Source organism: Janthinobacterium sp. SUN211 (genome assembly GCF_030587315.1).
Lineage (GTDB): Bacteria > Pseudomonadota > Gammaproteobacteria > Burkholderiales > Burkholderiaceae_D > Janthinobacterium > Janthinobacterium kumbetense.
The window spans coordinates 1,186,407-1,198,606 of the sequence record NZ_JAPWIC010000002.1 but is presented as its reverse complement, the minus strand read 5'-3'; the positions used below and the strand labels follow the sequence as shown (position 1 = coordinate 1,198,606).

Here is a 12,200-nt window from a genome sequence, read left to right as displayed (position 1 = left end):
AGCTCCTTCTGCAGCCGGTTGGCCACCGGCGTGCCGATCACGATGTCGCTGCTGTTGCCGTGCCGCGCCAGCAGCACGCTCAGCGCGGCGTGCAGCACCATGAACAGCGTGGCCTGCTGGTCCTGGGCCAGCTGTTTCAGACACTCATGAACGGCCTTGCCCACGGCGAAGCGGTGGCGCGCGCCACGGAAGCTTTGGTGCCCCGGGCGGGCGCGGTCCAGCGGCAGATTGTGCACCGGCGGCAGGCCGGCCAGCTGACTGTCCCAATAACCAAGCTGCTCTTCCAGCACCGGCCCGGCCAACCAGTCGCGCTGCCATTGCGCATAGTCGGCGTAGCCGATCGCCAGCGGAGCATAGGGATTGTCCAAGCCGCTGCGCAGCGCCTGGTACTGGCTCAGGAATTCCTTGACCAGCAGGTCCATCGACCAGCCGTCCGAAGCGATATGGTGCATATTAAATAGCAGCATGCCCTCCTCCTCGCCCAGCAGGATGAAGCTGGCGCGCAGCATCACGTCGCGCGCCAGGTCGAACGGCGCCTGGGCATCGGCCAGCGCCAGCTGCTGCGCGGCCTGTTCCCGCGCGCCGGCGTCGAGCTGCGTCAGGTCGCTCACCCGGATAGCGAATTCCACCTGCTCGCGGATCACCTGCCGCAATTGCTCATCTTCGCCTGCGAACACCGTGCGCAGCGGCTCGTGCCGCGCGATGATGCGCCGGAACGCCTGCTCGGCGGCGGCAACGTCGAAGCGGCCCATCACGCGCAGGGCGGACGGCATGTTGTAGTGCGCGCTGCCGCCGTTGAGCCGGTCCAGCAGCCACAGGCGCTGCTGCGCGAACGACAGGGGCAGCGCTGCGCCACGCGCCTGCGCCGTGACCTGCGGGCGGATGCGCGTGCCCGCACTGCGGTCGATGGCACCGGCCAGCGCCGCCAACGAACCGTTGGCGAACAAGTCCTTGATGCTCAACTCGACACCGAGCGTCTGGCGTACCTGCGCCACCAGACGCACCGCCAGCAGCGACTGGCCGCCCAGCGCGAAGAAGTTCGCCTGCACGCCGATCTGGCCGGCGTCGAGATTCAGCAGATCCGCCCAGATCGCAGCGAGCGCCTGCTCGGTCGCTGTCCCGCGCACCGCGGGCTGGTCCGGCATGGCATGGGCGCCGGCAAGATCGAGCTTGCTGACCTGCAACGGGGTCAACTCGCCACAGGCATGCCGCTGCTTCATGGTCGATCGCATCACCTTGCCGCTGGTCGTCTTCATGATGGCACCTGACGCCAGGAACACGATTTCGCTGAGCAGCACGCCAAAAGATTCAAAGGTACTGGCGCGGATGTCGACCGCGATGTCGTCATACTGCCGGTCCAGGAAACGCGGGCGCACCTCCAGCAGCAGGACGATGTGCTCGGTCCCCTCGGCTTCCATGCCGAAGACGGCCGCATCGCCGACGGCATCGGCCGCCAGCAACGCGCGTGCGCAGGCTTCCAGGTCATGCGGGTAGAGATTTCGGCCCTGGACGATCAGCACATCCTTGCTGCGCCCCAGGACGAACAGCTCGCCGTCGCGCACAAAGCCCAGATCGCCGGTGCGCAGATAGGGGCCGGCGCCGTCTTTCGTGTAGGCCTTGAACACCTGTTCCGACAGCTCCGGTTTGCCCCAGTATCCAGACGAAATGCTTTCGCCCTTAACCCAGATCTCGCCGACGCTGTCTTCTTCGGCCACGGCCGCATCCTGCACGACGATCATGTCGTGCGCCGCCGGCGACGGGCCGCAGCTGACCATTGCCTGCGACTTTTCCGATGCCGTCTCGGGAGGAAACGCCCTGCCCTGCTGCAGCCGGTCCAGGCTGACCTGGACCACCCGCGGCGGCTCCAGCAATGTGCCGGCACACAGGAACACGGTCGCTTCCGCCATGCCATAGGCTGGCGTCATGGTGGCCTCATGGAAGCCCAACGCCGAATAGGTGCGCTGAAAATCGGCAATGGTGTCGGCCCGGACCGGTTCCGCGCCATTTAGGGCCATGCGCCAGCTCGACAGATCGACATCCTTCAGCGCATCGGGCGCGAACTTGCGGGCACAGATATCGTAGGCAAAATTGGGCGCGCCGGAAATAGTGCCCCGGTAATGCGAGATGGCCTGCAACCAGAACAGCGGGCTCTTGGCAAACTTCAACGGCGAGAACAGCACCGACCTGGCGCCGGCATAGACCGGCATCAGGACCATCATCACCATGCCCATGTCGTGGAACAGCGGCAGCCAGCCGACAAAGATGTCAGCGGCGCAAGTGCGGGTGGTCGTTTCCAGCACGACCAGGTTAGCTATCATGCCGCGATGGGAGATCATCACGCCCTTGGGGTTGCCGGTGGAGCCGGAACTGTATTGCAGGAAGGCGATGGCATCGGGCTCCGGTTCAGGCAGTGCAACGGCATGCGGCGGCGCGCCCGTCTGCCCGGCCACGGTATCGGTATCGGTATCGGTATCGGTATCGGTATCGGTATCGGCCACCATATCGGCAAAGCACAGACAGCAAAGCGCCTGCGCGTGAAGGGCTGCGATCTGCTCCGGCGGCAGCGGATCGGACACGATCGCTAGCCGAGGGCCGCAGTCTTCGATGATGTTAAGGACCTTTCCGCTGCGGTCGTTCGGCTTGGGCGGATACAGCGGCACCGCGATCATTCCCGCGTACAAGCAGCCCCAGAAGGCAAGCAGAAACGCGGTGCCCGACGGCATCAGCAGCAGCACCCGGTCCCCGGCAGCGCCGTGCAGCAGCAGCTTGCGGGCAATCGTCTGCGCGGCAGCATCAAGCTCACGGTAGGTCAGGTCGGCCGCCACATGCAGGCTGTCAAGGTAGGTATAGCAAACTTCATCAGGCGACACCGACGCGCGGGACCGCAGTCTATCCAATATCGTTTTCACCTTGCTGGTCGTACTTTCTCATGAGGAAAAAAATAGGTAAATCAGCAACCAAAACAGCGTTACGTAGTATACTCGTATTGTCTTTTATGAATCAATGAAATAATGCAAAATTTCAATTTTTTCAACCTTGATCAGTTTGCCCAGAGCACCCCGCACGAGGCCTTCGCGCGCTTCCGCCGGGAGCAGCCGATCTCATGGCATTCCATCCCGCACGCGCCGGCCGGCGAAGGCTTCTGGCTGGTCGCCCGACACAAAGATATTTGCGAGGTGGCGCGCCAGCCGAGGATCTTCTTTTCCCACGGCAGTTCCGTGCTGAGCGATTCGGTCGACATTCCCCACCCGGCCTGGAAGATGATCCGCGACGGCTTGTGCCACCTCGACGCGCCCCAGCACGGCGAACTGCGCCGGATGGTGATGCCGCAGTTCGGCGCCGAGGCCATGTCGGCGCTGCAAACCGTCATCCGAAAACGAGCGGTCGAAGTCCTCGACCGCGCCCAGGAAAAAGGCGAGATCGACCTGGTGAGCGACATCGCGGCACGATTTCCCGTGCGCGTGGTATACGGCGACGTGCTCGGCTTCGCCGACGAGGATCTGCCGTCCGCCGCCTTCTGGGGAGACCTGTTCAACCGGGTTCACGCCATCCCAACCGGCGACCGTGAGTTCGCCGACGTCATGCACGCTTCGGGCGTGGCGCTAGACAAGCTGTATCGCTACGGCGTTGCCGCGTATCAGTCCCGGCGCGCGTCGCCGCGCAACGATGTGCTGTCGGTCCTGGCCAATATCGGCTACGACGACGGCAGCGTGATTTCACAGGAAGACTTCCTCAGCTACTTCTGGTCGCTGGCGATCGGCGCCTACGACACGACCGCCAGCACTATCGCCAGCGGCTTTGCCACCCTCGCCGCGCATCCAGAGCAGCAGGAGGCGTTGTACGCCGATCCCTCGCTGATCGAATCGGCGGTGGAAGAGATGCTGCGCTGGGAAACGCCGGTGATCTATTTCCGCCGGACCGCCTCGGAAGACTATGTGCTAAACGGCCAGGCGATCCGCAAGGGCCAGCGCGTCGTCATGTGCTTCGCCTCGGGCAACCGCGACGGCGACGTGTTCGAGTCGCCCGAGGTGTTCGACATCCGGCGCCGGCACAATCCCCATCTGTCGTTCGGGCACGGCGCCCACTTCTGCCTGGGCGCCCGCCTGGCCCGCATCGAGCTGCGCATGCTGTTCGAGGAAGTCGTCGCACGGCAGTTGCGCTTCCGGCCGGCCGGCCCGGCGGCGCGCGCGCGCTCCAACTTCATCAATCGGATTGTCAGCATGCCGGGAATGCTGGAATCGGCGGACCTCGTTACCATGTCGTTCAACTAGCAGGGAAAATAACCATGTCTGAAACCGTCACCAAAGTCATTGACCTGGTCCCCGGCGACGTCCATCCATTGGCCACCGTTGAAGCCGCATCGCTGACCGAACAGGCGTTCTGGGAACAGTATGTCGGCCAGCACGTTCCCGTGCTGATCAAGGGCGCCGCCGCGGCATGGCCGGCGCTGCAGCACTGGCACCGCCCCGGCTACCTGGAAAGCCGCTGCGGCGACGCCGAGGTGTTCGTCGCCCGCACCTTCAATCCCAATCCGTCGCTCGAACACGCGGCGGAACGGCGCCAGAGCCTTGCCGAGTGCATCGCCGACATGCGCGGCGCGGCCGATCACGAGACCTTTTCGATCCCGGCCATGGATGTGCCCCAGCAGTGGATGGACGACATCGGCGACTACCACTTCCTGCAGCAGCATGAGCGCAAACCGCTGGGCTATCCTGGCAAACGCATCTTCTTCTACAAGAACGCTTCCACCGAATGGCATTATCACCAGCTCGACGAGACCTTGACCTGCCAGCTGGCAGGTACCAAGCGCATCTCGTTGTTCAGGCTGACGCCGGCCAACTGGTGGAGCTTCGCCCCGCTGATCAAGGCCAATTACCACCACATGTCCTGCGCCGACCGCTTTTTCCCCACCGACAGCGGCCTAACCAAGTACGAAGGCGTCCTTGAAGCGGGCGACGCCGTCTATATCCCGCCGTTCTGGTGGCACGGTATCGACGCGGCCACGAGCGAACCCGGCATCACCCTGGCGCAGTGCTTTCGCTCGCCGGTGAAGCGCTTCGGCGACTGGAAGGAACCGATTACGCGCGAGCTGGTGGGCGACGCGCTCAGGATGAACAAGCTGCGCCTGCTCCCCTTGCTGGCGCTCATTTGGATCAGCTCGATTTCCCGCGCACTGAAGAAGGAAGCCTGGACCAGCGCCTGAGCCCCGGCTCACGGCAATCGGCAGGGGGCGGCCAGTATAACTGGCCGCCCCCTGCCACACCTCCCGGCATGCGGGTCCGCACCGGTCGGTTCGAGTAGTTGAGGTTATGAGAGTCGCGGCACGCCGAGACGGTCAAAGTAGGCAATCGTCAGCACACTGTTCAGTGCCATGCGACTATTCCGCCACCAGCAATGGCTATTCGCCACCACCAGTCGCGCCACTTTCGCCGACACTCCTAAGGCCAGCAGTTCCCGATATATTATCGGGCCACGTTGCCACTGGTTGAGTTGAATCTCCCGCAGTCGATGGCGCAGCCATTCGTTCAACCCACGCCAGACTCTTGGTGTTTGTGCCAAGCCAAAGTAAGCTTTCCAACCCAGCAAGTAGCGCCGCAGCGGGTCGACCAGTTCGGTCATGCTGCGTCCACAGGAGTGCGCCTATGCTGGGCGCACATAAAAAAGCCAACCGCGCGGTTGGCCTTTTTTGGTGCCGTGTGTGGTCCTTACATTTTCCAGACGGGAATGCCGATCGCCTGCCAGTAAAGCAGGTAGAGCGCCACGGTCAGGCAGGCCACCGACACCAGCGCCGAGTGCCAATAGACGAAGCGGCCCGTCGCCGGGCGGCGCTGGCGCACCAGGTTGACGACACCCATCACCGACAGCACCAGGAAGGCGATGCCGACGACCAGTGCGGCGATCGACTCGGCCGTTGGCGCGCCCCAACCGCCCCACAGGCCCTGCAGGTTCATGGCGCCGACCAGGGTAAAGCCGATCATGAAAAATAGCATGCTGGCCACCATCGGCAGCAGGCGGATTGAGGTCGCGACGGCGGCCGGGTCCCGCCAGAACAGTTTTTTCACGGCCCAGACCGCACCGGCGATCAGAGAACTGAGCATCAGGAATATGCTGAGCGCACCGACTGCCAGCGGCGCAAGCGCCCGGAAGGTCGACACCTTGCGTAGCGTGCCCCATTTCGACTGCATGACGATCTCGCCATCCTGGGCGCGAAACATCGCCACCATCGGCTCTGCCTGGCCCTGCTGCCGGAAGGTCCGGCCAGTCTGGGCGATCCATTCCTCGGCATAGCCGGAAAAGACATTGCGTGCAATCATGCCGTTGTCGGTAAACACCACCTGCATGACGTCGGTGAAATCGTGCACAAAGCGCATGCGCTCCGATGTGGGGCTGTCTTCCAAATAGTAGCCCTGATAGTGCTCTCGCAGTTCGGCATCGACGCTGGCCACCGGCGCGGCCGCCGGCCGCGGCACGCCCTGCACCAGATAGGCCTGCAACAGTTCGAGCACGCGGGCGCGGGCTAACTCGTTGAGGCTGTTCATCATCAGCACCACGCCCGAGCGCGTCTCCGGCAAATAGAGCACCTCGCTGAGGCCGCCGTTGACGATGCCGAAATGGCCGCGGAAGTGGACGCCGTTTTCGATGGTATTCAACATGCCCGCCCCCGGGGCCACCTTGATCCCCAGTGCCACCATTGCCAGCGTTTCCGGGCGCTCCAGCCGCTCGACCGAGGCCGGCGACACGATCTGGGTGCCGCCGACACTGCCTCGATTGACCAGCAGCAGCAGGTACTGCGCCATGTCCTCGGCCGACGCATTGAGCGCGCCGGACGGACGGTACAGATGATGCCAGTAAGGCAACGCGGTCACGCCGTCGGCCGCGTACTGTCCGGCAAAGCCGCTGTGCGGCTCGACATAGCTGGCCGACTTCATCCCCATCGGCAGGAAAAAGTTTTGCGTGACGTAGTCCTCGAAGCGCTGGCCACTGACTTTCTCGATCACGTAGGCCACCAGCGCCGGCCCCACGCTGCTGTGGGCCGCGCGCGAGCCCGGACGCCAGCGCGCCTTGCGCCCACCGCCGTTGAGCTGGAGCGCCTGTTTCAGCGACACCGGCGGCTCGGCGCTGTGCGCGTACTCCATCAAACTCATGTCGGACAGGCCGGAGGTATGTTCGAGCAAATGCGCCAGGCGTACCGGATCGCTCGCCTCCCAGGGATTGTCTAGGGCCAGCTCGGGCGCCCATTGTTTGAGCGTATCGGTGAGCTTGAGCTTGCCCTGTTCCTGCAGCTTCAGGGCCGCCAGGCCGACGAATCCCTTCGCGATGTCGCCGACGCGGAACAGCGTCTGCGCGCTGGCTGGCGTCTTGCCGGCCGGGTCGGCCAGGCCTAGGCCGGCCTGCCAGACCAACTGCCCGTTGGCCACCACAGCCAAGCCCATGCCGGGCACCCGTTCCTCGCGCATGATGGTTTCGAGCTGCGCCTTCAGCTCGGCCGGCGTACGGGGCGCCGATCCTCCGGCAGCGGCCGGGCCGGAGACCACCCAAGCCGCTGCCGCCAGCAGCAGTGCGCACAGCGGCCGGGCTTGCTTGCTGAGGATCGCGTCGATGCTCGTCGCCATCACGTGCGCAGCGCAACGGCCGGCTTGAGCCGCATCGCGATCCAGGCGTGCCGCGCGACGGCGACGGCCGCCGTGACCAGGGTCACAGCCAGAGCAAACACCAGGGTCCAATAAGCGAGTGGCGCCTGTACCGCGTAGGTTCTCAGGTAGTTGGCGATCAGCAGCGCGGCGAGCGGCAGAGCCACCACCGCGGACAGCGCGATGATGGTGCCGACCTCCTTCGCCACGAGCTTGCCGATGTCGCTGCGGCGCGCGCCGTACAGCTTGCGCAGCGCGATTTCCTGAGTGCGGCGCTGCACCGCATCGGCGGCCAATACGTAGGCGCCGAAGGCGGCGATGGTCATGGCAATGACCGTCGCCACCGCCAGCAACCTGGCCAGCCTGGCGTCTTCCGCATAATTTTCCGCGTAGATGTCTTTGGCCGAGCGCGCTTCGAGGATGGAGTTGGGGAAGTATTTCGCCCAGGTGGTACGCACCGCGCGCTCGGCGTCGGCGACCGATCCGCTGGCGCGGACCGTGAGCGTGGCATTGGCCGCCCACAATTCATACGCCGTCGCGCCCGGGGCTTCGCGCAGCGAATAGAACAGGATTTCCGGCGCGATGCCGACCACCCGCTTGGCGATCAGCGACGATACGCCGTGGTCCAGCCCCCGCAGCAGCAAGGTCTGTCCGAGCGCCTGCTCCGGCGACGCGAAACCGAGCTTGCGCGCGGCGATCGCATTGATCACGATCGGAACGGCGTCGTCTTCCTGGTCGATTTTGGAGTCGAACAGCCGGCCCGCAGCGGCCTTGACGCCATATTGCTCGAAGAAGTTGGCGCTGACCGACTTGATGTCGATGGTGGCCGCCTCGCCGCCTTCTCGCTTGATTTCGGTGCTCCACTGGTTCTTCGCGCGGCCTACCGGATCGGTGGAAAACGCGATACCCGCCACGCCGGGCTGTTGCGACAGCTCGGCCATCAGGCCGCGCGCCTTGTCGCTTGTGCGCACCATATGCCCCTCGGGCAGATCGAACACCAGCAGGGGCGCAGGGTCGAAGCCCGGCGAGGCGTCGATGGCGAAGCGGGTTTGCCATGCGATGGCCATGGCCACGCTAGCCAGTCCCATCGCGACAGCCAGTTGCAGCACGGACAGGGCCTGGCGCAGGCGCTTGCTGCGCCGCGATTCCGTATCGGGACGGCCGGCCAGGGCCTGCGCCGGCCGCACGCCAAAGGCGATCCAGGCCGGATAGATCACGGTCAGCAGACCGACCACCAGGCCGATGGCCAGCGCTGCGAGCAGGTTCTCCAGCGACAGGACACTGCCTAGGTCGCGGTTGACCAGCTGCGCAAAGACCGGCAGAGCCAGGCAGGCCAGCAGCAGGCCGATGGCCGTCGCCAGCATGGTCACCAGCAGCGATTCGGCAACGAACTGCAGCGCAAGGCGGCCGGCGCTGGCGCCCAGCACCTTGCGCATGCAGATCTCGCGCTGACGGCGGATCACGCGGATGGTCGCCAAGTTGACGTAATTGATGGCGGCCAGGACCAGGATCAGGATGGCGATGACCACCAGGCCGGTGACCACGGTGGCGCTGCCGCGCTCGACCTGCAGCGAGAAGGCGTTGGTGGCCACCTCGCGGTCGAAATACGCCTCGCGCAGCGGCGCCAGCCGGATGTCCATGATCTTGCGTCCGGCCAGGCGCTCCTTGGCCTCGGGCGGTACATTCTGCACGCTCGGCGCGCTGTCGGCGGCCTGCTGCACGGCCGCGGTGACGGCCGCCAGCGGAGCGCCCGCCCGGACCCGCACCAGCAGATTACCCAGCCAGCCCTGCTCGCCGGTGAGCGCCTCGGTACGCATCATCTGCGGTACCAGGCTCAGGTTCAGGCCGTTGAGGGCCTGGAAGGGAATCGTCGTATTGGCCGGCGGATTGCGCAGGATCGCGGCAATGCGCGCGCTGCCACCCTGCTCGTGCACGGTGCTCAGCGTCACCGTCCGCCCCAGCACATCGGTGCTGCCGAACAGCCGGATCGCAGTCTCCTCGGTGATGGCGAAGCTGTCCGGGCGCGACAGCGCCTCGTTCAGGTCGCCCTTCAGCACCTGCAGTCCCATCATCTCGGCAAAGCCGGGCAGCACGGTCAGGCTGCGTAGCTTGCGCAGCTGGCCGTCGACCTGCACGGTGAAGGGGAACCAGTTGACGTAGCCGCTGACGCTGCTCACGCCGGGGGCGGTCCTGGCCGCCTCGCGCAGCAACAGCGGGGCCTGGTCGACCCAGGGTTCCCCCAGGTCGAGGTTGTTGCGCTGCTTGACGATATATACGTTGTCGGCATCCGGCACGTGCGCATTGTACTGCCAGCAATAGCGCGCAAAACCGAGCAGCAGCAGGCAGGCCGCCAACCCTATCCCCAGCCCCAGTATCGCCACCAGCGAATAGGCGGGGTCCTTGACCAGGATGCGCAGTCCGACGCGGAAGTCTTGAAATGTCATCGTCGCTCCGGGATCAGGCAGCGACGGCAGGGACCGGCTCGGCGACCAGCGCACCGTCGAGCAGACGCACGATGCGCGCGGCGCGCGCAGCGTGCGACGGCGAGTGAGTGACCATCACGATGGTGGTACCCTCACCGTTGATCTGTTCGAGGATGCGCATGACCTCTTCGCCGTGGACGGAATCGAGGTTACCGGTCGGTTCGTCGGCCAGCAGCACGGCAGGCTTGGTGACCAGGGCACGCGCAATGGCAACGCGTTGCTGCTGGCCGCCCGACAGCTGCGAAGGGCGGTGCTTGGCGCGGTGCGCCACCCCCAGCTTGTCGAGCAATTGCGCGACGCGCTCGCGGCGCTGCCTGGCCGGCACATTGCTGTACTCAAGCGCCAGTCCGACGTTCTCTTCGACCGTCAGTTCTTCGATCAGGTTGAAGCTCTGGAAGATGAAGCCGATCCGGCCGCGCCGCAATTCGTTCAGTTTCACCTCGCTCCAGCCGGCCACATTCTGGCCGTCGAACCAGTACTCGCCGTCGTCTGGGCTGTCGAGCATGCCGAGGATGGACAGCAGGGTCGATTTGCCGCAGCCGGACGGCCCCGTGATGGCAATGTATTCGCCAGACTTGATCTCCAGGCTGATCCTGCTCAATGCCGTCGTGACGACTTCTCCACCTACAAATTTCTTATTGGTATTTACGAACTTGAGCATGATGCCTCTCTCTATTGATCGGGTTGAGCTTGGGTTGGTGAAAAAAGCGCAGGGAAAGTCTACTTGGCCAGTTGCAGTGTTTCGGCCTTGCCGTACGGGGCGTAGGATGAGACGATGACGCGCTCGCCGGGCGCCAGGCCGGCCGCCACCTCCACCTGGCTGTTGTTGCGACGGCCGATGCGGATCGCGCGCCGTTCGGCACTCCTGCCATCAGCGGCCAGCACGAACACCCAGCTGCCGCCACTGTCGTTCAGGTAGGCATCGTTGGGCAGGATCAGTCCGGGGCTGGTCTGGCCCAGAGTGATCCGCGTTTCGACGCTCTGACCGGGGTTCATCACGTCGGGCACCTCGCCGGTGAACACCAGCTCGACCGAGAACCTGCCATCCTTGATCTGCGGGAAGACGCCGCGGATGCGCACCGCGTAGTCGCGGCCGCTGACTTGGACACGGCCCGGTTTGCCGACCGACACGCTGCCCAGGTAATACTCGTCGATCTGGGCCGTGAGCTTGAACTGGCTGGGATCGTCGATGCGTCCGATGTGCTGGTCGGGCTTGACGATTTCGCCGAGTTGCAGGCGGAAGTCGGTGAGCCGGCCGGTGACCGGCGCGCGCACGGCCAGCGCCTCGATCGACTCGTTCACCACCCGGAGGCCGGCGTCGAGCCGGCCGATGGCCTGCTCCATTTGCTGGACGCCGTCGCGCTTGATGCGCATCTCGATGGCGACGCGCTGCTTTTCGTCGTCGAGGGAATGCTGCTGCAGCGCCAGCTGGTCCCGCGATTCCTCCAGCGTCGAGGCGGAGATGAAGTTTTTTTCGGCAAGCGACTGGTTGCGCGTGTGCAGCCGCTGGGCCTGCGCTAGGGCGAAGTTGATGTCGAGCAGGCGCCGCTGGTGCTCCGTCTGGCTCGCCTCAAGCGCCACGCGCAAATTGGACAGGTTGGAAATTTGCTGGGCGCGGTCCGCCTCGCGCGCGACCAGCTCAAGGCGCCGCTGCGAATTGGACAGGCGGAACAGAAGCTCCCCTTTTTTGACCACGGTGCCGTCGCCGGCCAACACTTCCTCGACGCGGCCCGACTCGGTGGCGTCAAGCATGGTGGTGTGCAGCGGCGCCGCCGTCGCGCGCACTACGATGTCGTTGCGCAACATACCCTGCTGGGCTGTGGCGGTGCGGACGCTGCCTTCGGCCACCTGCAGACCGCTCGGCGCCAGCTGCCAGATGGCGGCGGCCACACCGCTGGCCAGCGCCAGCGCGCCAAGCGACAGGACCAGGTATTTTCCACGCCGCTTGGGCAGCGGCTGGTCCATCGCAGCGCCGGTGACGCGCTCCTCGGGAGGCGCGATCTTAAGCGCCATCGGCAGCGGCCGTCAGGGACCGGCCGGCCGCACAAGCAAGGCGCACGGCGCGATGCCAAAACGGCTGGGATGT

At 65.1% G+C, this 12,200-nt stretch carries 7 protein-coding genes and 1 pseudogene; 2 read left to right on the top strand and 6 right to left on the bottom strand.

Annotation, left to right across the window (positions count from 1 at the left end):
* Positions 1-2,909 (bottom strand): condensation domain-containing protein (locus O3301_RS11230; RefSeq protein ID WP_305056380.1); only part of this gene is annotated, 2,909 nt, incomplete at its 3' end.
* A gap of 102 nt (positions 2,910-3,011) precedes the next feature.
* Here O3301_RS11230 and O3301_RS11225 point away from each other — a divergent pair.
* Positions 3,012-4,271, top strand: coding sequence for a cytochrome P450 (locus tag O3301_RS11225; RefSeq protein ID WP_289916195.1), 1,260 nt, complete (start codon positions 3,012-3,014; stop codon positions 4,269-4,271).
* A 14-nt stretch (positions 4,272-4,285) separates the two neighbouring features.
* Entirely contained in the window at positions 4,286-5,203 is a 918-nt protein-coding gene (locus O3301_RS11220) for a cupin-like domain-containing protein (RefSeq protein ID WP_289916197.1), read from the top strand.
* Positions 5,204-5,307: 104 nt separating this feature from the next.
* Here O3301_RS11220 and O3301_RS11215 read toward each other — a convergent pair.
* The 5 genes and pseudogenes from O3301_RS11215 to O3301_RS11195 all read right to left on the bottom strand — a co-directional run.
* A pseudogene (locus O3301_RS11215) lies at positions 5,308-5,634 on the bottom strand (group II intron maturase-specific domain-containing protein); the annotation flags it as partial.
* A 71-nt stretch (positions 5,635-5,705) separates the two neighbouring features.
* Positions 5,706-7,613: a serine hydrolase gene (locus O3301_RS11210; RefSeq protein ID WP_289916200.1), complete on the bottom strand. Its 1,908-nt coding sequence runs from the start codon at positions 7,611-7,613 to the stop codon at positions 5,706-5,708.
* Positions 7,613-10,075 carry an FtsX-like permease family protein gene (locus O3301_RS11205; RefSeq protein ID WP_305056379.1) on the bottom strand — a complete coding sequence of 821 codons (2,463 nt, stop codon included), beginning with the start codon at positions 10,073-10,075 and terminating at the stop codon, positions 7,613-7,615. The genes O3301_RS11210 and O3301_RS11205 overlap by 1 nt, the downstream gene beginning before the upstream one ends.
* A 13-nt stretch (positions 10,076-10,088) precedes the next feature.
* Positions 10,089-10,775 (bottom strand): ABC transporter ATP-binding protein, encoded by a 687-nt coding sequence (locus O3301_RS11200; protein ID WP_289916206.1) that lies wholly within the window; start codon positions 10,773-10,775, stop codon positions 10,089-10,091.
* 59 nt (positions 10,776-10,834) lie between these two features.
* Positions 10,835-12,127, bottom strand: a complete 1,293-nt coding sequence (locus O3301_RS11195; protein WP_305056378.1) for an efflux RND transporter periplasmic adaptor subunit — start codon at positions 12,125-12,127, stop codon at positions 10,835-10,837.
* Between the last annotated feature and the right edge of the window lie 73 nt (positions 12,128-12,200).

Coding starts and splice junctions, on each gene's coding strand:
- O3301_RS11210 (WP_289916200.1), bottom strand. CDS start 7,613: ATGGCGACGAGCATCGACGCGATCCTCAGCAAGCAAGCCCGGCCGCTG.
- O3301_RS11200 (WP_289916206.1), bottom strand. CDS start 10,775: ATGCTCAAGTTCGTAAATACCAATAAGAAATTTGTAGGTGGAGAAGTC.
- O3301_RS11220 (WP_289916197.1), top strand. CDS start 4,286: ATGTCTGAAACCGTCACCAAAGTCATTGACCTGGTCCCCGGCGACGTC.
- O3301_RS11195 (WP_305056378.1), bottom strand. CDS start 12,127: ATGGCGCTTAAGATCGCGCCTCCCGAGGAGCGCGTCACCGGCGCTGCG.
- O3301_RS11225 (WP_289916195.1), top strand. CDS start 3,012: ATGCAAAATTTCAATTTTTTCAACCTTGATCAGTTTGCCCAGAGCACC.
- O3301_RS11205 (WP_305056379.1), bottom strand. CDS start 10,075: ATGACATTTCAAGACTTCCGCGTCGGACTGCGCATCCTGGTCAAGGAC.